Genomic DNA, 21,550 nt, shown 5'->3' on the forward strand with positions numbered 1-21,550 from the left:
TACTATGGGTAAAGGAACAAATTGAAGGCCATAAACTGGTTGATCCGGCCAACCTTTTATTCTATATAGGGGGCATCATGATGAAAACGAAAACCTGGCGGCTGCTCGGTCAACTGTTCGTTACGTTTCTAAAAGTCGGCCCCGTTACATTTGGCGGCGGTTATGCGATGATTCCCGTCATCGAGGCCGAGGTTGTGCACAAACGGCGCTGGATCGGCGAGGATGAGATGTCGGACGTGCTTTCTGTCGCAGGCTCTGCACCGGGGGGAATCGGGGTGAATGCGGCGGCCTTTGTTGGTCATAGACTGGCAGGTATTCCGGGGGCATCCGCCGCAGTGCTTGGCATTACACTGCCAACGTTTGTGCTGGCGGTGGCGATCAGCCTGCTGTATGCGCAGATCGGTCATTTGCCTAAAGTCGTAGCTGCGCTGCAGGGCATTCACGCGGCGATTTTCGCTCTGATTATTGTGGCGGCTTATCGGATGGGCAGGCAGGCGGTATTTGACAAAACGACCTTTGCTTCGGCGGTATGCACGCTTGTGCTGCTGCTGAGCACGTCGGTTCATCCGCTGTTTGTGATCGCCGCCGGTCTGTGGCTGGGCATTATCGCCATCCTGATCAAGCAAAAGCTCGGTCTTGTCGTTCAGTTCCAGAGCGCCAAGCCGAAGGAGACGAAGCTGCAGCACAAATACGCCGACTATTTTATTGCAGACGGCATCTAGAGCGGGGGGATGGCAGATGCTGTGGAGCTTATTTTTTACTTTTTTTAAAATTGGCCTGATGTCATTCGGCGGCGGTTACGCAATGCTGCCCGTGATTCAGCATGAAGTGAACCAACACGGCTGGCTGAGCGACAAGGCGTTTACGGAAGCGGTCGCGTTGGCCGGCATGGCTCCCGGACCGATCGCTACGAACAGCGCTACCTTGATCGGGTACAAAACGGCTGGGGCGTCCGGCGCGTTCGCGGCCACCATCGGAATGGTGCTTCCTTCCTTGCTGATCGTGGTGCTGATCGCTACGTTTTTTCTGAAATTTCACCAGCATGAACGGGTCAAGGCGGCCTTTTACGGCCTCCGGCCGGTCGTAACCGGTCTAATCGCTTATGCGGCGCTGCGGTATGGCGTCGACTCCTCGGGAGAAAGCGGGCTGTGGAGCTGGCCAGTGCTCGGCGGCGTGGTGATTACGGTCGTGGGCGTGCTCGGCATGCTGCGGTACAAGATGCACCCGGCTGCTGTGCTGGTTGTGTCGGGATTGCTAGGCATTGCTTTTTTCAGCTAAATGCTGTCTGAGGCGTGTATGGGCAAGCCGCGTCTACAGATAATCCGCTGCTTGAAACTAAATAGGGCGCGTTAGCTGCTAGGCTGTTTGCATAATCATCCGTCGCTCCATTATGATCAGGGTACCGGCATTTCAAGCCGGTACCCTGATTGATGTAGAGGAGATTTCACCCACATGAGCCACATTCTCGTTGTTGACGACGATCCGTTTATTCGCCAATTGGTCAAGGCTGCCTTGACGGGCGAAGGCTTCGCGGTAACGGAAGCCCGGCATGGGCAGGAAGCGCTGCAATTGCTCGAAAATGTCGCGATTGATCTCGTTGTGATGGATATTATGATGCCGCATATGGACGGATGGCAGCTCTGCCAGGAAATTCGCCGCTATGACGCCGATCTGCCGCTGCTGATGGTTACGGCCCGGGCCGAGTCGGCTGACAAGGTCCACGGGTTCAAGCTCGGGACGGATGATTATATGGTCAAGCCGTTTGATCCGATGGAGCTGGTGATGCGGGTCAGGGCGCTGCTCAAGCGTTACCGGATCAGCGCGTCGCAGACGGTCCGGCTCGGCGAGCTGGAGATGAACCGGAGCCAGTATGAGGCGGTATGCTGCGGCATCCGTCTGGAGCTGCCGCTCAAGGAATTTGAGCTGCTGTTTAAGCTGGCTTCCTATCCGAATCAGATCTTTACCCGCAACCAGCTGATCGAGCAAATCTGGGGCATGGACTACGACGGGGACGAGCGTACGGTAGACGTCCATGTCAAGCGCTTGCGCGACCGCCTCCCCGAGCACGGCGCAGGCTTTCTGATCCGCACCATTCGCGGCTTGGGGTATAAGCTGGAGGCTGCGCCATGATCCGGTCGCTTTATTTGCGGATTGTGCTGACGTTTTTGCTGTCGGTCATCCTGGGGCTCGCAACGGCGTTCTTCACGATCCTTGCGCAGTATGGCGAAGGCTTCGACTTGTTTATCCGCAAGCAGTTCAATGATGCGGCTTCCGATCTGTCCACCGCGCTGCGGCAGGTGCGTCCCGACAAGTGGGGGCCGTTTTTGCAGGAGCTGCATACGGTTTCGAACTTGAAGCTCACGATTGTAGAGCCTTCCGGGACGCTGCAGCATTACGGCGCCGAACGGAATAATCCGCTGCTTATCTCCCGCGAGGCGATGGATCAGGTCAGCCGTGGGTTGACCTATTATAACGGGGCCATTCAGCCGCCAGATCGGGTTTATGGAACGCCTGTTTATACGGAGCAAGGAACGTACGGACTGTTTATTCAAAGCTCGCAGCAGAATGAGCCGTCGGGCTTGCGCAAAATTTTGCTCACCACGCTGCTGATTGCGCTTGCTTCGGGCAGCCTGTGCATCGTAATCGCCGCCCGCTATCTGGTGCAGCCGCTCAAGCGGATGACCCTGGCGACCCGCCGCATCGCTAGGGGAGATTTCAATATCCAGCTCAGCTTGCGCAAGCGCAAGGACGAGCTGGGCGAGCTGGCGCGCAGCTTCGATCACATGGCCGCGGAGCTGCAGCAGCTGGAGCAGATGAGGCAGGATTTCATGTCGAATGTGTCCCATGAAATTCAATCGCCGCTGACGTCAATTTCCGGCTTTTCGAAGCTTGTGCGCAACCCGAATATGTCTGTTGAGGAACGGAATCAATACTTGTCCATTATCGAGACGGAAGCGGAGCGGCTGTCCCGATTGAGCGAAAACCTGCTCAAGCTAGCTTCGCTGGACAGTGAGCATCATCCCTTTCATCCGGCTCCGGTTAAGCTGGACGAGCAGCTGCGCCGCGTCGTGGTCGGCTTGGAGCCTCTTTGGTCAGCGAAGTCGCTTGAGCTTGAATTGCACCTGCCGCGCGTGATGCTGATCGGCGACGAGGATCAGTTGAATCAGGTGTGGATTAATTTATTCGCGAATGCGGTGAAGTTTACGCCGGAGGGCGGCTCTATCGAGCTGCGGCTGGAGGCGCTGACGGATCGGGTGCAGGTGATTATCCGGGATACGGGCATCGGCATGACGCCTGAAGAGCTGGAGCATATTTTCGAAAGGTTTTACAAAGCCGACAAATCCCGCGAGCGCCTAAAGGGAGGCAACGGACTGGGCCTGGCCATCGTCCGCAAAATTGTCGATCTGCATCACGGGACCGTTGTGGCGGAAAGCGCGCCCGGTCAAGGAACGACGATGATCGTCACGCTGCCCAGCGCCTTGGCGATTCCCACCAGGCACTGAATGCTGGTGACCGCCGTCCGAGCTGTGGGCGACCGCTGCTTCAACCATTCATAGACAATACGACCCGGCGCAAGCCGTCATGCAGCAGCCTTTCCTTGGGAAGGCTGCTTTTTTTTGGATTATAGAATATTCGTCTTCAGCGGAGCTGAACGATTCTATAAACGCAAGAAAAGTAGCCGCTAAACCACGAATGTAGCATCATCGAAGGTGCTTCGACCGGAAGCTTTTCTGATGTTGTTTTGATTTGTTCATATGTAGTTCATATTCCCCATGTATAGTGTGCTGGAGACCGCAGAGAACAAAGATTTACTTATCGGACGAGGGGAGTGCGCGAATGAACCGAATGACCCAGTTTTCCATGAAAAATGTATCGGCATTATTCATCATTATGCTGCTTTTATTCGGGAGCGGCATTTATGCGGCCAACCGGCTGAAGGTGGAAAATATGCCGGACGTATCGTTCCCGGTTGTCGTTGTCATGACGCAATATGCGGCGTCGCCGAAGGACGTCATGGATGAAATTACGGCGCCGATTGAAGAAAAGCTGGCCAATATGGAGGATATCGACTCGATGACCTCGACCTCCAGCGACAACAATTCAACAGTCATTATCATGTTCAAGCAAGGCGTGGATACCGACAAGAAAAAGCAGGATGTCGAAAGCCTGCTTACCGAGGTCAGCCTGCCTGCTTCGGCGGGGACGCCGAAAGCGTCCACCTTCGGTATGGCTTCGGTAGCCTCGAACTATCTGGTCGCCTATGCGGAAAACGGGATGAGCCAGACGGAGCTGGACAAAGCCTTCAAGGATACGATTGAGCCGGGGCTTGCAGGCTTGAAGGGAATCGACCATATGGATGTCGTCGGCGCCCGCGATACGAGTCTGGACATCGAGCTGGATGCCGGAGCGCTTGCTTCGTTCGGGCTTTCGCCGTCGCAGGTCAGCAATGCGATCAGCTCGGCTGTCACGAAAAGTCCGATCGGCAGCGTTACGCTGAGCGGCAACGACAAGATGGCGCGCGTGACCGGCGACATCACCAGCCTGTATGAGCTGGAGCAATTGGAGCTGACGACACCCAAGGGGGATATCGTCAGGCTGTCCCAGCTGGCTCGCGTTAATGCGATCACGGAATCTGACTTTGTCGGGCGGCTGGATGGCAAGCCGGCCATTGCGCTTATTTTGTACAAGGCGGACAGCGCCAATGCGGTTGAATTTTCCGCCGAGCTGGAAGCGAAGGTGGAGGGCTGGCATAAGACGCTGCCCAATGTGAAATTTAAAAGCACCTTTGACAGCGCCGATCAGATCAAGGAGTCGATCAACGGCTTGCTGAAGGAAGGGGTTGTCGGGGCGCTGCTGGCGTCGCTGATGATTTTGATCTTCCTCCGCAATATCCGGATGACGCTGATTGTGCTTGTGTCGATTCCGTTGTCGATCTTGATCACCTTGCTGCTGATGTGGCAGCTGGATCTTACCCTCAACACGATGACGCTCGGCGGGATGTTTATCGCGGTCGGCCGGGTTGTTGACGATTCTATCGTCGTTATCGAGAACATTTATGCGTCGCTTGAGAAAGCGCAGAAGCGAAACGAATCGGTCATTTTGCTGGCAACGAAGCAGGTGGCGATGGCGATCACCTCGTCGACACTTGCTACAGTTGGCGTATTTGCGCCGCTGGGTATGGTTAGCGGGATCGTCGGCGGCTTCTTCCGCCCATTTGCGCTCACGCTAGCCTGCGCCTTGCTCGCTTCGCTGGTCGTGGCGCTGACGGTCATTCCGATGCTGGCAAAGCTGATGGTGCTTCGTAACGTCAAGCCGTCTCCTGCCCACGATGAAGCCAATCATGGATGGATGGGCCGATTTTATGGCACAGTGCTCCAATGGTCGCTGGCCAACCGGATCAAAACCTTGCTTATTTCCGGGCTGCTGTTTGTCTTGACTCTGGGCGTAACGATTCCGGCGTTAAATGTGTCGTTTCTGCCTAGCGGGGACGCATCGCGAACGATGTATTTCGGTTTGAAGCTGCCTTACGAAACGTCCTTCGAAGCGACGGATGAGAAAACGAAGGAGCTGGAGCAGCTGCTGATGGAAGCGAAGGACAGCAAGGGACAGGCGCTGTTTACGTTTGTGGAGGGCCTGGTCGGCTACAGCGGCAATGATGATGAGCGTACGCCGTATGCGTCGCAAATTTATGTCGAGCTGAATGAGCAGGTGGACGTTGCGCAGACGAAGGAGAAAATTAAAGCATTTCTGATCGCAGAGCTGCCGCAAGGCTCCGAGGTGACGGACCACGCGATCGGCGGCGATCTCGGCGTCTCCTCGACCGATTTCTCGTATTCGCTCAAGGGGGAGGATCAGCAATTGCTGGAGCAGGCAGCCGCGATGATCAAGCAGCAGCTGCAAAGCTTCCCCGAGCTTTCCGAAATTGAGGATAATTTGAGCGACGCCAAGACCGAGGTGGAAATTGCGGTTGATCCGCGGAAAGCCCGCAGCTACGGCTTAAATGCCGCTGCCGTACGCGATACGGCCCGCGTCTGGATTCAGAAGCAGAGCCTCGGGGATCTCAAGCTGGACAACGTCACCTATACAACAACCGTATCGCTGGACAAGTCGGATAAGGACACGCTGGAGAAGCTGGGGCAAATTCCGCTGACCAGCGCGAGCGGGGCTACTGTTTATTTGCGGGACATCGCCACGGTGCATGAAAAGCAATCGGCGGCTGCGCTGTCCCGTGAGGCCCAGCAGCAGCTGGTCAGTGTCACAGCGAAAATCAACGCCGAGAACAAAAGCGGCGTCAGCGCGAAAGTGACAGCAGCGCTTGCGCAGGTGCAGCTGCCGGACGGCGTTTCCCGCGAGGTGAAGGGCGTGTCGGCGGATATCAATGAAAGCTTCTCGCAGCTGTTTCTGGCGATGGGGGTTGCGGTGTTAGTCGTTTATTTGGTTATGGTACTGGCCTTCGGCAATGCGAGCGCTCCGTTTGCCATTTTGTTTTCGCTGCCGCTTGCGGCGATCGGCGGTTTGCTTGGTCTGGTCATATCCGGCGAGGCGCTGAACATTACGTCGATGATCGGGTTTATGATGCTGATCGGTATCGTTGTGACGAATGCGATCGTGCTGATCGACCGGGCGCAGCAGCTGCGCGAGGAAGGCTACACCGTTCGGCAGGCGCTGATCGAAGCGGGGCTTGTCCGCCTGCGTCCGATCATTATGACCGCTGGCGCTACGATTATGGCGCTTGTGCCGCTTGCGCTTGGCTTGTCCGGGGAGGGCGGCTTGATTGGTAAAGGGCTTGGCGTCGTCGTCATCGGAGGGCTCGCGACGTCCACGGTGCTGACGCTGGTAGTCGTACCGGTTGTGTATGAGCTGATCGAAGGGATGAAAGCCCGCATTGCCCGCCGGTTCGGACGTCGTTCGACACCATCCGGGCAGCTGCCGAAGCCGGTCGAAGCTTAATGGGAATTGCGACAGGGGCGCTTAGATAGAGAAGCTTTTCAGAGGAGGCCAATGGGATGAAGAGGATGAGTACGGAAACCAAGCGGACAAAGAGCCGGTTGCTGGGAATCATGCTGACGGCAACGGTGTTATCGGTTGTCGCGGCGGGCTGCTCGGTCGGGGGCGGCCAAGGGGCGGCTGAAGCCCAGCTGCAAGTGCGGGCTGTAAATACGGAGCCTGTCGTCAAGCGGAGCATCGGCCAGCCGGTGGGACAGGTGGCGGAGGTTGCGTCGCAGCATACGATTGATGTCGCGCCGAAGGCAAGCGGCGAAGTGACCGAGGTGCTCAAGCAGCGCGGACAGTATGTCGAGAAGGGAGAGGCGATTTTACGGATCGACAATCGGGATGCCCAGTCGGCTCTGCGCAGAAGCGAGCTGTCGCTGCAAAGCGCGCGCGAGTCGCTGCAGAAGGCAAAGGATGACAAAGTCAACGGCCGGCAAGACCTCGCGGATGCTGTGACTCGCTCCGAAACGGCGCTGCGCAACGCGCAGGAGGAGCTGGCGAAGCAGCGGAATGATTTTGACGCGGGCAAGGCGACCGACCGGCAGGTGCAGCAGAGCGAGCAGCAGGTTGACAGCGCGCAGATGAATCTGGATGCGGCGCGCAGCAAGCTGGCGGCGAATGACAATTCCAATTCGATTGCTTCCTTCGAAACGCAGGCGGAGACTGCGAAGCTGGCTCTTGAGGATGCCGCCCGCTCGATGGAGCATTACACGCTGACGGCTCCGATCAGCGGCGTGCTGACCGATTTTAATGTAATCGCCGGGCAAAGCGTGTCAGCTGGAGCCAGACTGGGCCAGCTGCAGCAGATCGACCCGATCCGGATCAAGGCGGAGCTGTCCGAGGCGAACTACTTGCTGGTGAAAAACAAGCAGGAGCTGGTCTACTTCGCGCCGGAAGCGCCGGAGCAGAAGAGAAAGGCGGCCGTTGTATATTTGGCTCCGGTCATGAGCAGCACCAGCAAGACGTATACGCTGGAGCTGGAGGTCGCGAATACGGCAGGCGAGCTGCAGCCGGGGCAGCGGGTCACGGTTGAGCTGACCTCCGAGGACGAGCAGCAGGTTGTGGCGGTGCCGACGTTGAGCCTGATCCGCGAGGAAGCGGGGACGTTTCTGTTCGTGCAGCAGGGCGAGCAGTATGTGAAGCGGGCGGTCAAGCTGGGCAGAATCAACGGGGCTTACCAGGAGGTGCTGGATGGCCTGAAGGAAGGCGAGCCGCTGGTCGTCACCGGCCAGCATACGTTGAAGGACGGGCAGAAGGTTGGCGAGTCGCAGACAGCGCCTGCACAGGCAGCAGCATCTAACTCCAAATAAAGCGAGGAGCGTATCTTCATGAACCAATCTTGGAAAACGGGCGTCACTGCCCTTGTCGTCGGAGCGCTGGTCATTCAGGGCGGCGCAGCCGCTCTGGCGGCTGACCTCCAGCCTGTCCCAACTGCGGCTGCCGCGGCCGCGCCGGTTAACTACGGCTTGACCGCCGACGTGCGCGCGGCCGTGAAAAGCGTTGCCATCGAGCCGACGGCGCAAGGTCTTCGGCTGGCCGCGACAGTCCGTCTCTATAATGGAGGCGCGGTGCAAACGCGTGTGCCGGAGCATGAGCTTCGTTTGTACGGCACAGACGGGATAGCTTACGTGCTGCAGCCGAGCGCGTCCAACAAGACGGCGCTGCAGCCGAAGGAAATCGCCGAGCTGGTCTATGTGGCAACCGTGGACAGCAAGGACGTGTTTCGTGCGGATCATCTGTCATGGATAAAGGTCAATGAGTATGTGTATCCGAAGCAGGAGACGCTGTTACTGGAAATGCCTGCGGGACCGGTCTGGTACGGATCGGCTGCGGCGCAGGCGGCGGTTTCCCCGCTGCCGGTGCAGCTATGGGGCGAGCCGTTTACGCTGCCGGGCGTAAATTCGGGGCTGCGTTATACGCCGACCCAATTTTCCATTCAGCATACGGAGCAAGGGCAGGCAGCGCTTGTGACCTTACTGGCGGACAATCCCGGCTCAGGCAGAGAAACGGCGCCGGTTTTCCGGCTGGACGGAGCGGACGCGCACAAGACTTACAAAGGATCGGCCGCAGAGCAGACGCCGGTTGTGCTTGAAGCGGGCGAGCAGGCTTACCTGCACTATGTCATTCCGCTGGAGACGGGCGCTGTGCTGACTCAGCTGACGGCGGTTACGACCGATTTGTTTGCGCCCAAGGGAGGCGGAGACGCTGTGCGTATTGATACGGGCAAGCTGACGCTGTCGTTGCCGGCGGACGGTCAAGGCGAGCCGCTGCCTGTCGCGTATACGCCAGGCAGCCGAATTACATTTGATCCGGTATCGAAGCTGGTGGACGGTCAAACCTCTGTGTCGCTGATGGAGCTTCATGTGAATGAAAACCCTGATCTCGGCTATCAGACGGCGGTCGGCAAGTTCAAGCTGACGAATACCGGCGCCGCGCCTGTTGCGCTGCCGTCCTTCGGGGCGGAGCTGGTAGGGACCGGCGGAGCGGCTTATGCGGGCACCCGGCAAGCTAAAGTTGCGGCTCAGCTGAACCCGGGCCTGAGTTATATCGTGAACTATTCCTTCCAGGTGCCCAAATCCGAGCAGGCGGAGGCGTTCACCTTGAAGCTGCTGGACAGCAAGTCCACCGCGCCTTATACGAGCGTTGCAGCAGCGTTGCGGATGCCGGTTGATCAGGCCGTGGACAGCCCGGAGCAGGCGAAGCAGCTGCTGATTTATCCGTTCGAGGTCGGATTTAACGACTATTCGATCTCGTCGATGTTTATCGGCCAGACGTTTACGTATACGTATAAAATTATGCTCGATCTGACGATCACCCAAGCGGATGATGTCGTCGTGGATGACAGCTCGTCCAGGCTGCGCTTCGAGGCGGTGGACAGCATGGGACGCGTGCTGGATTCGCTGGAGGCGCCGTTTGCCGGAACGAACAAGCTGATCAGCGGCCGGCAGTCGCTTACCTTCAGCAATATCAAAAGCGAGCAGCTTGATTCCAATGTGACGATTCGGGTATATGAAGCCGTGGATTTGCCTGGAGGCACCTCCAAGCGTTTGATCAAAACGCTGAAATAGGACAAACATCCGGCGGCCAGTCTGCAGCTCGGCATCCGGCAGCGGCAAGAGAATGCGTCCAGGCTCCATGCAACAGGGGGCTTGGACGCATTGTTGGCTTGACTGAGCGGGAGACGCGGCGCGGCGCGTTTTCTCGCTGGCTGCAAATCATGCGCTATGCCGAAATCGGTGTGGTATAATGGACAAATGTGTGGGCGGAGCCGCGAGCTTGCGTATCCGCGTATTCCGCTATTCTTTATACCTGCGGTTTATTTCGAGAGGAGAAATGGTCAATGTCTGTCATGCATGTATGGCCGGGCGAGCTGCCGCACCGGCAAGCTGATGTGCAGGAGGAGCAGCCGACGCTTACCCCTTACCTGCTGCCTGCGGAGCAGGGGCAGCGTCATCCCGCGGTCATCGTTTGTCCGGGAGGCGGGTATGTGCGTCGTGCGGCGCATGAGGGCGGTCCTGTTGCGGAATGGCTGAACGGGATCGGCGTTTCGGCTTTTGTGCTGGACTACCGGGTTGCGCCGTCCAAGCATCCTGCGCCGCTGTCCGATGCCCGGCAGGCGATCCGGATTGTGCGGGCCAACGCCGAGGCATGGGGGATCGACCCTGGCCGGATCGGCATCCTTGGCTTTTCGGCGGGCGGCCATCTTGCGGCATCGGCCAGCGTATTGTTTGAGCCGGGCGACGCGGAGAGCGCCGACCCGTATGCAAGTCAATCCTCCCGTCCTGACCTCGCGATTTTATGCTACCCGGTGATCAGCCTGCTGCCCGAGTTCGGCCACCAGGGCTCCAAGCAAAATCTGGTCGGCGACGATGCTTCGCCGGAACTGGTGCAGGCGCTTAGTCTGGAGCTGCAGGTCAAGCCGGACACCTCGCCTGCGTTCATCTGGCATACGTCGGATGACGCTTCGGTGCCGGTGGAAAATGCGCTGTTGTACGCAGCCGCGCTGCGCCGCAACGGCGTGCCGTTTGAGCTGCACAGCTATGAAAGCGGCCACCATGGACTTGGCATGGCTCCTGAGCATCCGTACGCGGAGCCTTGGGCTGCCGCGTGCGAGCGGTGGCTGCGCAACCGCGGCTTCTAGGGACAAGCCGGAGGCTCCGGCTTCCGGGGCGCAACACTCCGGCGTATTCGGGCGGCCTTTGGTCCGATCGGGGCGGCGGCAGCGCAGGTAAGACACATCGGTCACAAGCGCAGGTGAAGCGCGGACAAAAGGCGAAGGCGGCGGGCTCAGGCTCAGCCGCCTTTGCCGCGTCTGTACCGGTAGGAGAGACGCAATGTCTGTACCCGGGAGGGCAGCGGCAGAAGGTTACAACATCTATACCAGGACGGAGCCGTGGCCGGAGAAACGCAACGTCCGCACCGGGGCAGAGCCAGCGTCAGGATAGACGCACCGGCTCAGTCTTGACCGGGCGTGAGCGGCTGGCTGTGAGACATGAAAACGTGGTATCCTACCAATAGGAGCAACCTCAGACAACAGAGCGCAGCAAGCGGGAGGGACAGGCATGAGTAGCAAGAAAGGAAAAGCGGGAAATACTGCGGTGATTTCCTTAATATTGATGTTGGCCGGATTTATCGCGACCATTCCATGGGCGGCTACCGTTCCATGGGTCCGGTTTCTGCAAAGCGGGTTCGAGGCCGGACTCGTCGGCGGGCTGGCGGACTGGTTTGCCGTGACGGCTTTATTCCGGCATCCGCTGGGCATTCCGATTCCGCATACTGCGCTGCTGCCGAAAAACCGGCAGCGTGTCACAAGCGCGTTAGTATCGACCGTACAAAATGAGCTGCTGAGCAAGGAAAGCTTGACGGCCAAGCTGGAAACGCTGCAAATCGCCGAGCCGCTGCTGCAGCTGCTGGAGCGTCAAATCGGCACGCCGCAGGCGCGGGAAGCGCTGATCCGGCTGATCGAAACGGTGCTGGAGCAGGTGCCGTGGGAGGAAGCGGCCAAGCTGGCCGACCGCGAAATTCGCAAGCATGCCGGAGAACTGGACGTATCGCGGCTGCTGCAAGCCGGGGTCAGTCATGTGATTGAGCATGGCTATGATGAGAAGGCGCTGAACGGGCTGCTCGATCTGACCTACGACCTTGTCAGCCGCACCGATACGCGCAACCGGCTGGGTACGATGGCCGTCAATGCCGTATCGCAGATGAATACGGGCGGATTTATGTCGTTTGCGATGAATGCGTTCGCCGGGTTTGTGAATGAAGAGAAGCTGGGCGGCATCATTCAGGAGCAGCTGCTGCGGGAAATCGTCAGGCTGAAAAGCGATCAGGACGGCAACCGCCGCTGGGTGATCAGTGAGCTGCGGAAGGCGATCTGGGCGCTCGGTCAGACGGAGGAGCAGCGCGAAGGGCTGGAGAAGTGGAAGCATGATATGCTGGACGGGCTGGATCTGACAGCCAAAGCGGCTCAGGTGCTGGAGGATATTCGGACCCGCCTTGCTTCGTTTGTCCGTGAGGAGCGGTTTGCCGATGAATACCTGGCGCCGTTTCTGACGAACGCGCTGCAGAAGCTGCGGGCGGATGCGGCTATGATGCGGCAGCTGGAAACGGTGATCCGCTCCGGGCTGACGCAGTGGATCGGGGGCAACCACCATCTGATCGGCAAGCTGATTCATGAAAATGTAGACAAGTTCGACAACGCCACCCTCATCGCGCTGATGGAGGATAAGATTGGTCAGGATTTGCAGTGGATTCGGGTGAATGGCGCCATTTGCGGCTTCCTGATCGGACTGGTGCTGTTCGGAATCCGGGCGCTCGTATAAGCGCGCAGAAGTTTCTGGTATACTAAGTGCAGAAGCGGGAAGGGGCGGTGGTTGCGTGAGCAATGTGCTGGAGGATCAATGCGAGGCCTGTGAAGGCACGATTCAGCTGTCTGAGCTGAAGGAAAATCTGATCAACGAATCGACGGCAGCGGGGCTGGCGGACATCTTCAAGGCGCTCGGCGACCCGACACGGGTGAAAATCATTCATACGCTGCTGCAGCAGGAGCTATGTGTGCATGATTTGACGCAGGTGCTCGATATGGGCCAATCGGCGGTATCGCATCAGCTGCGTTATTTGCGGAATTTGCGGATTGTCAAGCGGCGGAAGGTCGGCAAGACTGTTTATTATTCGCTCGACGATGAGCATATCGAACAAATATTTGTCCAGATGCTTCAGCATATGAAGCACGCGTAATGGATTGCAAAAATTGCCCGCCTGGCTGATTCAGGCGGGCTTTTTGTGGGTAAGCACATCTTGTGCTTGAACGACGGGGCTCTGCTTTTTGTCCAATAGCTCCTTTCAAAGGGCAGCCGCAGCAATAATTAACCGAACGGTCAGATAATTATTGCAATAATTAACCCTTCGGTATATTATTGGGGTTATACAATGAAGAAGCGAGGAGAAGCGACATGGGCAAGGGCAATATTGCTGTCATTGGAGCGGGTCCGGGCGGGCTGGCGGCCGCTATGCTGCTAGCGGGCCAAGGCTACCGGGTATCCGTTTATGAGAAACAGGCATATGTCGGCGGCCGCACCTCGCGTGTGCAGCTCGGCGACTATGCGTTCGATCGCGGCCCGACCTTTTACATGATGCCGTATGTGCTGGAGGAGCTGTTTGCCTCTGTGGACCGGCGCTTGAGCGATTATGTGGAGCTGATCGAGCTGGACCCGCTGTACCGGCTGCAGTTCGGCGATGTTCACTTCTCCCCCACGCGCCGGACGGAGGAGATGGTGGAGCGGATCGAAGCTTTATTTCCGGGCAACGGCCAGGGATACCTGCGGTTTATGAAGGAGGAAGGCGAGAAGTTTCGCCGGGTGTCGCCTTTGCTGCAGCGGCCGTTCAGCCGGCTGACCGATTATATCGCTCGCGATGTGGCGGCGGCGCTGCCGAAGCTGAACGCGCTGGATACGGTATACGGGCGGCTGTCGCGTTATTTTACCGACGAGCGGTTGAAGTTTGCCTTTACGTTTCAAGCGAAATATTTGGGCATGTCGCCCTGGGAATGTCCGGGGACGTTCACGATCTTGTCGTACCTGGAGCATAAATACGGATTATTTCATCCCGTCGGCGGCGTCAACCGGATTTGCGCGGCGATGGCCGAGGTGATCGAGGAGTATGGGGGTCTGATCCATACGTCTTGCGGAGTGCGCCGGGTGCTCAGCCGCAACGGGCAGGCGGTCGGCATTGAGCTGGACAGCGGCGACAAGCTGGAGGCGGATCATGTGATCATTAACGCCGATTTCGCAGCCGCGATGAACAGTTTGTTTGCGCCGGGCGAGCTGAAGAAGTACAGCCCGGAGCGTCTGGCGCGCAAAAAATATTCATGCTCGACCTACATGCTGTATCTGGGCGTCACTAAAAAAATAACGATGCCGCATCATACGATTTTATTTTCTGCCGACTATCGGCGCAATGTGCGGGAAATGATGTCCGACAAGGTGCTGTCGCAGGATGCGTCCATTTATATTCATAATCCGGGCTTCATTGATCCGACGCTGGCTCCGCCAGGCAAAACGGCGCTGTACGCGCTGATGCCGGTGCCTAATCTGACCGGAGACATCGACTGGGAGGCTCAGGACGGTCCGCTTCGCGATGCGATGCTGCGGCGGATGGAGCAGGAGCCGGAGCTGCGAGGCATCTCGTCTCTGATCGAGCAGGAAGCGTCTATTACGCCGCTCGGCTGGCGTGACGCGCACGGGGTATACCGGGGGGCGACCTTTAATCTGGCGCACACGCTGGATCAAATGATGATGCTGCGCCCGCATAACCGGTTCGAGGAGCTGGGCAACTGCTGGCTTGTCGGGGGCGGCACGCACCCGGGCAGCGGCTTGCCGACGATCTTCGAATCGGCGCGGATCAGCACGGGCCTGCTGATGGAGCAGGACTTGGCCGAGCGGCGTCGCGCGGTCAGCAGGACCGCGACCGTGCGGTCGGGCAAGGAGGCCTCCTCATGGAAATAGCGTTTATTGGCGGAGGAATTGGCAGCTTGACTGCGGCCTTGCTGCTAAGCCGTCAGGGCAAGCAGGTAACCGTCTATGAGCGGTCGGACCGGCTTGGAGGACGTCTCGCTTACCAGGAAGGCTCGGGCTACCGGATTGATCAGGGGCCGACCCTTGTGCTGCTGCCGGAAACGCTGCTTGGTATTTTGGAGGAAGCAGGCATTGAACGCGCGCGGCTGCCGCTGATCGAATGCGACCCGCTGTACCGGATTCATTATGCCGACGGGACGGTGTTTCATAAATGGCGTGACCGGGAGCGGCAGCTCGCCGAGCTGGACCGGTTGTTTCCTGGCGAAGCGGACGGTTTTCAGGCCTATATGCGCGATATGGAGCGGTCCTTTGTGAAAGCGAAGGAAGCGTTCCTTGATCGGCCGTTTCTGCGCAAGCGGGAGTTTTTCACGGTAAGAAATGCGGCGCTGTTGACGAAGCTGAAGGCTTACCAGAGCGTACGCGACTTCACAGGCACTTACTTCCGTCATGAGAAGCTGATCGACGCATTCTCCTTGCAGACGCTGTATATCGGCGGCTCGCCCTTCCAGACGCCAGGGCTGTACACGCTGCTGCCTTATGCGGAGCATGCGTTTGGCGTCTGGTATTTGAAGGGCGGCTATGCGGGGCTGGTTCGTGTGCTGGAAGACGAGCTGACCGCAAGAGGCGTCGTCATCCGCAAGCGGACGCCGGTCGAGCGGGTGCTGCTGGACGGGAAGCGCTGCTATGGCTTGCAGGAAACCGGCGGCACAGAGCGGCGTTATGATACGGTCGTGTATAACGGAGAGTTTCCGGGGTTGGCCGGGCTGCTGCCGAAAGGGGTGGCTCCGCCTAAGACTTTCAAGCCTTCATCCGGCTGCGTGCTTATTTATTTGGGCTTGAACCGGCAATGGCCGGAAGCGACGGCGCATCAATTTTTTTTACCAGAGCAATTTGCGGCCAGCTTGAACCGAATGTTCCGGCAAGGGGAGCTGCCAGCTGATCCGTCCTTTTACACCTTTTACCCGACAGCCGTTGATTCGGAAGCCGCCCCTCCCGGCGAAAGCGTGATGTATGTGCTGATTCCCGCTCCGCCGCATGATGCGGTCGACTGGGAGCGGGAGACGCCCGCTCTGGTCGAGCGGGTGCTGGACGAGGCGGAGCGGCGCGGATTTCCGGGGCTGCGCGAAGCGATTCGCTGGATGGAGGTGCGGACGCCGCGCGAGGCGCAGGCGGACGGCTTGTACCAGGGAGGCAGCTTCGGCATTGCGCCGACGCTTGGCCAGTCTGCCGTCTTCCGTCCCCAAATGGCACCTTACCCGATCAAAGGCTTGTATGCGGTCGGCGCGTCCGTTCATCCGGGCGGGGGTATCCCGATTGTGATGCAAGGCGCCAAAATGCTGGCCCATCATCTGCTAAAGGAGTGACTCATCCGATGGAACTTACAGTTTGCCTGGAGCAATGCGAAGCGATGATTCGCGAGGGCTCGTCGACGTTTCACAAAGCTTTCGGCTACTTGCCAAGCCCGAGGCGGGAGGCGGTTTATGTCATCTATGCGTTTTGCCGGATGATTGATGATGCGGTCGATGAGCCTGAACGCTCCCATTATACGATTGACGAACTACAGACGCTGTTTGGACGGCTGGACCAGGCGGAGGGCCATTTTATTTGGCCGTCGCTGCGCTGGCTGTTTGCCTCCTTTCCGGTCACGCAAGCCCCGTTCCTGCGCCAGATGGAAGGCCAGCGGCGCGACCTGGAGCTGACGCGTTATGAGACGATGGAGCAGCTGGAGGACTATTGTTATCTGGTCGCCGGAACCGTGGGCGAGATGCTGCTGCCTGTGCTGCATGACGCGCCGGATGCGGATGTCGTGGAGGCGGGCATTTGGCTTGGCAAGGCGATGCAAATCGTCAACATCGTACGCGATGTGGGCGAGGACCGCGCGCGCGGACGGCGGTATTTGCCCATGGAGCTGCTGCAGCGTCACGGCTATACGGAGCGGCATTTCCGCGAAGGGGTAGTCGATGAACGGTTTCGGGCGCTGATCGGGGAGCTGGATGCGCTGTCGCAAAGCTGGTTCGAGCGCGGGCTGGCCCGGCTGGAGACGTACCCGGCGACCAGCGCCTTTTGCATCGAGCTGGCGGCCCGCTTTTATGCGGCGATTCTGGATGAAGTCAAGACGGGCGGTTACCTCGTCTTTACTCGGCGGGCGTACGTCGGCTCCTTCGCCAAGCTGAAAATCATGACGGCGCTCGCCAAAAAATATGCGTCTGCCCCGGCAACGATTGCGCCCAGCGCCGTATCGGTCTGATGCGCCCGCTGTTTCTCTTCTGGTACGCGGTTGGCCTGCTGCTGATGCTGACGATTGGCGTGCCTTCCTGGCTCTCGTTTTCCAATGGCCTTTTTCTTGTTTTTTTCGCGCTGTATGCGTTGACGATTGAGAGCAAGCTCGGCGAGCCGCCGGTGACGCGCTGGCCGCGAATTGCCCTGGTCGGCGGCGCGACATTTGCTGTGGAATGGATCGGCGTCGCCACCGGCTGGCCGTTTGGCGTCTACCAGTATACCCCGCTGCTCGGCTTTGCCTTGGGCGGAGTGCCGCTGACGATTGCTTTTGCATGGGTTGGCGTCATCGTAAGTGCGGTGCTTGCTTCGACGGCCGGCTCCCGCTGGCTGCGCGCGCTGCAAACAGGTCTGTGGACCGTGCTGCTCGATCTGGTGCTTGATCCGGTTGCGCTCGCCCGGCAGTTTTGGATTTGGCCGGAGCAGGGCGGCTTCTATGGGGTGCCGGCTACCAATTTTATCAGCTGGTTTATCATCTCGGCGGTGGTGTCGCTGCTGTTTCCGCTGAAGGAGACGCCGCCGCCCGTTCGTCGTGAAGCGATCCGCCTGATGCAGCTGATGCTGCTGATGTTTGGCTTGCTCGGCCTGAAGGAGGGGCTGACGATACCGCTGCTCATTGCGGTGCTGGGGACGCTCGCTGCGGAGGGAGGACTGAGGCTTGATCGCTTCCGACAAAAGCAGGTGGTTTAATGCTATATTCAGGCGCTATAACGAGCATTATTTGCTCAAGCGACATTTTCACGCCCTTCGGTTAAAAGGGAAGCTGGACCCTGCGCCGCCGGGACGTCCGGTGCTGTACATGATGAACCATAGCTCGTGGTGGGACGGCATGGTCGTCTACCATGCGACACAGCGCACATCGGCGCGGGAGCATTACATGATGATGGATGAGCGGCAGCTGCGCAAATACCGCTTTTTTCGCAAAATCGGCGCGTTTTCGGTAGATAAAACGTCCTCGCGCGGTTTGCTCGCTTCCCTCCGCTATGCGGAAGGGCTGCTCAGGGCAGGGCATGGACTATGGCTGTTTCCCCAAGGCGACATCCATCACCTGGAGGAGCGTCCGCTGCGGTTTCAGTCCGGGCTTGCTTACTTGCTCCGCCGCGTGCCGGAGACGGTGCTGCAGCCGGTGACCGCTTATTACGGGCTGGGGCTGCATCAGAAGGCGGAGGTCAGCTTATGGTGCGGAGATCCGCTCGCTGCCCCTTGGGAGCGGCTGGAGCGCGATGCGATTGTCGAGCTGCTGCGCAGCGGGCTGGAGCAGCAGCTTGATGAGCATCGTCGCCTGGCGATTGCCGGGCTGCGCGGACGGCTGCCCGGCTTCGAGCCGCTGCTGCAGGCGGGCATGGCGACGGATGAGGCATTTGACGCATGGAAGAGGACGGTGGACCGATGGACATCTTTCTTTGGGCGATAGCTGCGGCACTTGCGCTGCAGCTGTTGTTTGTGCTGTGGAACTTGTCGCAGCTGCCTGCACTGGGCGGCTCGGGCCGGGGGCGGTTATGGCTGGACGGCGCGGAAGCCGGGACGGCTTTGCGAATTACAGAAGCCGCCAAGGCTGCCCGGGCCATGCAGACTGCCGAAGATCGAGCGGCTGCCGATGCTGTGGAGCCGTGCAGGGTGCGGCCGCGGCTGTCTGTGCTTATTCCGGCGCGTGATGAGGCGGGCCGCATCGGTGATTGCGTGCGCTCGGTACTGGCCGAGCGTTCGCCTTCGGTGGAGGTGCTGGTGCTGGACGATCGCTCCGCCGATGGTACGGGCGATGCTGCCCGGTTAGCTGCGGCGGGGGATAGCCGGCTGCATGTGCTGGACGGCGCGCCGCTGCCTGCGGGCTGGCTCGGCAAATCGCATGCCTGCCACCAGCTGGCGCAGGCGGCGCAGGGCGAGTGGTGGCTGTTTCTGGATGCGGATGCCCGGCTGCAGCCGGGAGCGCTGGCCGCTGCGCTGGATACGGCGCTGGCGCAGGGCAGCGGTCTTATAACCGGGTTCCCGCAGCAGGAAACCGGAACGTGGCTGGAGCGGCTGATTGTGCCGATGATGGGGTTCTCGATCGCCTGCCACCTGCCGATTGCGCTGGTGCGCGGGTCGGGCGACGAGCGATTTGTCGCGGCGCATGGGGCGTTTCTGCTGATCGCGGCGGACAGCTACCGGGCGATTGGCGGCCATGCGGCCTTCAAGGCGCATCTGGTCGATGATATGCAGCTGGCCCGCGCCGTCAAACGGGCCGGGCTGCCGGTGACTTTGGCCGATGTGCGCGCTCATGTGCATATGCGGATGTATCAGAATGCGGCCGGCGTATGGAACGGCTACAAAAAAAATGTGTACGCAGGCATCGGGCGCAGCGTTCCGCTGCTGGCGCTGATGCTGACCGTTTATGCGCTGCTGTACATGCTGCCGCCTGCGGCGCTGCTGCTGGCGGCAGCCGGCTGGCTGGCTGGCCATGCCGGTTTCGAGGCCGGTTGGCTGGCGGTCGTGACCGAGCTCCTATTCGGCTGGCCGCCGGGACATATGGCCGATCATGGAGCCGGTTGGCGTGCGATACTCCTGCCCGGCTTGCTCGGCTGGCTGCTCGGCTTGTTGATCAAGCTGGTCATCGACCGGCATGGCGGGCAGCCTGGCTGGTTGTCCTTGTGCCTGCCGGTCAGCATTGGGCTGCTAGCGGCGATTGCGCTTGCTTCCTGGCGGGCGGCGGCCGGCGGGGGCGGCTACGAATGGAAGGGGAGGCGTTATTCATGAAGCGGGTCGTTATCATCGGTGCGGGACTGGGCGGTTTGTCGGCGGCGATCCGGCTCGCTCATGCAGGGTATGACGTCACGGTGCTGGAGCAGCAGGCCGCTCCCGGCGGCAAGCTCCAGCGTATCGAGCTGGGCGGCTACCGGTTTGACCGCGGCCCGAGCACGATTACGATGCCGCAGGTGTTTGCCGATGTATTTACGCGCGTGGGCCGCCGAATGGACGATTATGTGTCGTTGTACCGGCTGGAGCCGGGTACGCGCAATCGGTTTGCCAACGGAACAATCGTCGATTTATGTGCCGATGCGACCTGCATGGAGCAGCAAATTGCGGCATATAGTCCGGAGGACGCCCGGCAATACGGCGCGTTTATGAAGGAATCGGCCCGTCTGTACGGCTTGGCTGACCGCTGGTTTATGAACCGTCTGCTCGTGTCATGGCGGGACAAGGCGGACTGGCGGCTGCTCGCCGCCTTGCTGCGTATTCGGCCGCTGCAAACGTTGGACCAGCTGCTGCGCCGTTATTTCCGTCATCCGTATACGCTGGCCTTGTTCGGACGCTATGCGACGTACGTCGGCTCCGCGCCGATGCAGGCGCCTGCGATCTTCGCGATGCTGCCTCATCTGGAGGCGACGCTTGGCGTCTACGGGATTCGCGGGGGCACGTATGAGCTGGCGGCCGCATTCCGGCGGCTGGCAGAGGAGCTGGGCGCGGTCGTCCGTACTTCGGTGCGTGTGAACCGGATCTGTTCCCGCGGCGGGCGCGTTACCGGTGTGGAGACGGATCACGGCGACTATGCCGCCGACCTTGTGATTGCCAACGGCGATGTGCTGTCGATCAACCGCGACCTGCTGCCGGAGAGCGAGCGGCCGCTTATGCAAAACCGCCGGATCGCGGCTTACGAGCCTTCGTTGTCCGGCTTTGTGACACTGGCCGGCGTCAGGCGGACGTATGATGAGCTGCTGCATCATACGGTGTTTTTCCCGAAGCAATACGGAAGTGAGTTCACGGATATTTTCACTCGTCGGCAGGCGGCGTCTGATCCGGCAATTTATATTTGCCACTCCGGCTGCTCGGAGCAAGGAATGGCCCCGGACGGGGGCAGCAACCTGTTTATTTTGGCGAATGCGCCATACACGTCGGAGCAATGGAGCTGGGAAGGCGAGGCGGAACGCTACCAGGCGCGGCTGTTGGCCAAGCTGGCCGAGTATGGCATTGCCGGACTGGCGGACGGGCAGGCCGACGTGCTGGTGAGCTACACGCCGGAGCAGCTGCGTCTGGATACATCGGCGTATCGCGGGGCAATCTACGGCATTTCCTCCAATTCGGCGAGGCAAACGTTTGCCCGGCCGTCCAATCGCGGCAGTCTGGACGGTCTCTGGTTCGTCGGCGGCACGACCCACCCTGGCGGAGGCACGCCGCTTGTCACGTTGTCCGGGCAGCTGGTGGCGGAAGCGGTTATGCAGCAGAGATGATGA

17 protein-coding genes are annotated in these 21,550 nt (G+C 59.6%); all 17 read left to right on the forward strand.

What is annotated here, in order from left to right:
* Positions 1 to 80: 80 nt before the first annotated feature.
* Positions 81 to 722 (forward strand): chromate transporter, encoded by a 642-nt coding sequence (locus AC6ROY_RS13820; RefSeq protein WP_500101108.1) that lies wholly within the window; start codon positions 81 to 83, stop codon positions 720 to 722.
* Positions 723 to 738: 16 nt separating this feature from the next.
* Positions 739 to 1,278: a chromate transporter gene (locus AC6ROY_RS13825; RefSeq protein ID WP_500101109.1), complete on the forward strand. Its 540-nt coding sequence runs from the start codon at positions 739 to 741 to the stop codon at positions 1,276 to 1,278.
* Positions 1,279 to 1,452: 174 nt separating this feature from the next.
* A complete protein-coding gene (locus AC6ROY_RS13830; protein ID WP_500101110.1) occupies positions 1,453 to 2,130 on the forward strand; it encodes a response regulator transcription factor in 678 nt (225 codons plus the stop codon).
* Positions 2,127 to 3,503: a HAMP domain-containing sensor histidine kinase gene (locus AC6ROY_RS13835; protein ID WP_500101111.1), complete on the forward strand. Its 1,377-nt coding sequence runs from the start codon at positions 2,127 to 2,129 to the stop codon at positions 3,501 to 3,503. Before AC6ROY_RS13830 ends, AC6ROY_RS13835 begins: the two co-directional genes overlap by 4 nt.
* A gap of 334 nt (positions 3,504 to 3,837) precedes the next feature.
* Positions 3,838 to 6,951 carry an efflux RND transporter permease subunit gene (locus AC6ROY_RS13840; protein WP_500101112.1) on the forward strand — a complete coding sequence of 1,038 codons (3,114 nt, stop codon included), beginning with the start codon at positions 3,838 to 3,840 and terminating at the stop codon, positions 6,949 to 6,951.
* Positions 6,952 to 7,007: 56 nt separating this feature from the next.
* The gene (locus AC6ROY_RS13845; protein WP_500101113.1) at positions 7,008 to 8,303 is read left to right on the forward strand and encodes an efflux RND transporter periplasmic adaptor subunit; all 1,296 of its coding nucleotides are present in this window, start codon (positions 7,008 to 7,010) and stop codon (positions 8,301 to 8,303) included.
* Between the two features lie 18 nt (positions 8,304 to 8,321).
* The gene (locus tag AC6ROY_RS13850; protein WP_500101114.1) at positions 8,322 to 10,061 is read left to right on the forward strand and encodes a hypothetical protein; all 1,740 of its coding nucleotides are present in this window, start codon (positions 8,322 to 8,324) and stop codon (positions 10,059 to 10,061) included.
* A 272-nt stretch (positions 10,062 to 10,333) separates the two neighbouring features.
* Positions 10,334 to 11,134 carry an alpha/beta hydrolase gene (locus AC6ROY_RS13855; RefSeq protein WP_500101115.1) on the forward strand — a complete coding sequence of 267 codons (801 nt, stop codon included), beginning with the start codon at positions 10,334 to 10,336 and terminating at the stop codon, positions 11,132 to 11,134.
* A 421-nt stretch (positions 11,135 to 11,555) separates the two neighbouring features.
* Positions 11,556 to 12,815: a DUF445 domain-containing protein gene (locus tag AC6ROY_RS13860; protein WP_500101116.1), complete on the forward strand. Its 1,260-nt coding sequence runs from the start codon at positions 11,556 to 11,558 to the stop codon at positions 12,813 to 12,815.
* A gap of 55 nt (positions 12,816 to 12,870) precedes the next feature.
* Entirely contained in the window at positions 12,871 to 13,230 is a 360-nt protein-coding gene (locus AC6ROY_RS13865) for an ArsR/SmtB family transcription factor (RefSeq protein ID WP_500101118.1), read from the forward strand.
* A 215-nt stretch (positions 13,231 to 13,445) separates the two neighbouring features.
* On the forward strand, positions 13,446 to 14,996 hold the full coding sequence (locus tag AC6ROY_RS13870) for a phytoene desaturase family protein (RefSeq protein WP_500101119.1): 1,551 nt from the start codon (positions 13,446 to 13,448) through the stop codon (positions 14,994 to 14,996).
* The gene (locus tag AC6ROY_RS13875; RefSeq protein ID WP_500101120.1) at positions 14,987 to 16,429 is read left to right on the forward strand and encodes a phytoene desaturase family protein; all 1,443 of its coding nucleotides are present in this window, start codon (positions 14,987 to 14,989) and stop codon (positions 16,427 to 16,429) included. The genes AC6ROY_RS13870 and AC6ROY_RS13875 overlap by 10 nt, the downstream gene beginning before the upstream one ends.
* An 8-nt stretch (positions 16,430 to 16,437) precedes the next feature.
* Positions 16,438 to 17,313: a phytoene/squalene synthase family protein gene (locus AC6ROY_RS13880; RefSeq protein WP_500101121.1), complete on the forward strand. Its 876-nt coding sequence runs from the start codon at positions 16,438 to 16,440 to the stop codon at positions 17,311 to 17,313.
* The gene (locus AC6ROY_RS13885; RefSeq protein ID WP_500101123.1) at positions 17,313 to 18,032 is read left to right on the forward strand and encodes a carotenoid biosynthesis protein; all 720 of its coding nucleotides are present in this window, start codon (positions 17,313 to 17,315) and stop codon (positions 18,030 to 18,032) included. The genes AC6ROY_RS13880 and AC6ROY_RS13885 overlap by 1 nt, the downstream gene beginning before the upstream one ends.
* Entirely contained in the window at positions 18,001 to 18,756 is a 756-nt protein-coding gene (locus AC6ROY_RS13890) for a lysophospholipid acyltransferase family protein (protein ID WP_500101124.1), read from the forward strand. The genes AC6ROY_RS13885 and AC6ROY_RS13890 overlap by 32 nt, the downstream gene beginning before the upstream one ends.
* Positions 18,732 to 20,075, forward strand: coding sequence for a glycosyltransferase family 2 protein (locus AC6ROY_RS13895; protein WP_500101125.1), 1,344 nt, complete (start codon positions 18,732 to 18,734; stop codon positions 20,073 to 20,075). Before AC6ROY_RS13890 ends, AC6ROY_RS13895 begins: the two co-directional genes overlap by 25 nt.
* A complete protein-coding gene (locus tag AC6ROY_RS13900) occupies positions 20,072 to 21,547 on the forward strand; it encodes a phytoene desaturase family protein (protein ID WP_500101126.1) in 1,476 nt (491 codons plus the stop codon). The genes AC6ROY_RS13895 and AC6ROY_RS13900 overlap by 4 nt, the downstream gene beginning before the upstream one ends.
* Positions 21,548 to 21,550: the final 3 nt, after the last annotated feature.

This window comes from Paenibacillus sp. sg306046 (assembly GCF_059821225.1).

Excerpts from the sequence above, each read along its gene's own strand:
- AC6ROY_RS13820 (WP_500101108.1), top strand. The coding sequence starts at position 81 with ATGAAAACGAAAACCTGGCGGCTGCTCGGTCAACTGTTCGTTACGTTT.
- AC6ROY_RS13825 (WP_500101109.1), top strand. The coding sequence starts at position 739 with ATGCTGTGGAGCTTATTTTTTACTTTTTTTAAAATTGGCCTGATGTCA.
- AC6ROY_RS13830 (WP_500101110.1), top strand. The coding sequence starts at position 1,453 with ATGAGCCACATTCTCGTTGTTGACGACGATCCGTTTATTCGCCAATTG.
- AC6ROY_RS13835 (WP_500101111.1), top strand. The coding sequence starts at position 2,127 with ATGATCCGGTCGCTTTATTTGCGGATTGTGCTGACGTTTTTGCTGTCG.
- AC6ROY_RS13840 (WP_500101112.1), top strand. The coding sequence starts at position 3,838 with ATGAACCGAATGACCCAGTTTTCCATGAAAAATGTATCGGCATTATTC.
- AC6ROY_RS13845 (WP_500101113.1), top strand. The coding sequence starts at position 7,008 with ATGAAGAGGATGAGTACGGAAACCAAGCGGACAAAGAGCCGGTTGCTG.
- AC6ROY_RS13850 (WP_500101114.1), top strand. The coding sequence starts at position 8,322 with ATGAACCAATCTTGGAAAACGGGCGTCACTGCCCTTGTCGTCGGAGCG.
- AC6ROY_RS13855 (WP_500101115.1), top strand. The coding sequence starts at position 10,334 with ATGTCTGTCATGCATGTATGGCCGGGCGAGCTGCCGCACCGGCAAGCT.
- AC6ROY_RS13860 (WP_500101116.1), top strand. The coding sequence starts at position 11,556 with ATGAGTAGCAAGAAAGGAAAAGCGGGAAATACTGCGGTGATTTCCTTA.
- AC6ROY_RS13870 (WP_500101119.1), top strand. The coding sequence starts at position 13,446 with ATGGGCAAGGGCAATATTGCTGTCATTGGAGCGGGTCCGGGCGGGCTG.
- AC6ROY_RS13875 (WP_500101120.1), top strand. The coding sequence starts at position 14,987 with ATGGAAATAGCGTTTATTGGCGGAGGAATTGGCAGCTTGACTGCGGCC.
- AC6ROY_RS13880 (WP_500101121.1), top strand. The coding sequence starts at position 16,438 with ATGGAACTTACAGTTTGCCTGGAGCAATGCGAAGCGATGATTCGCGAG.
- AC6ROY_RS13885 (WP_500101123.1), top strand. The coding sequence starts at position 17,313 with ATGCGCCCGCTGTTTCTCTTCTGGTACGCGGTTGGCCTGCTGCTGATG.
- AC6ROY_RS13895 (WP_500101125.1), top strand. The coding sequence starts at position 18,732 with ATGGACATCTTTCTTTGGGCGATAGCTGCGGCACTTGCGCTGCAGCTG.
- AC6ROY_RS13900 (WP_500101126.1), top strand. The coding sequence starts at position 20,072 with ATGAAGCGGGTCGTTATCATCGGTGCGGGACTGGGCGGTTTGTCGGCG.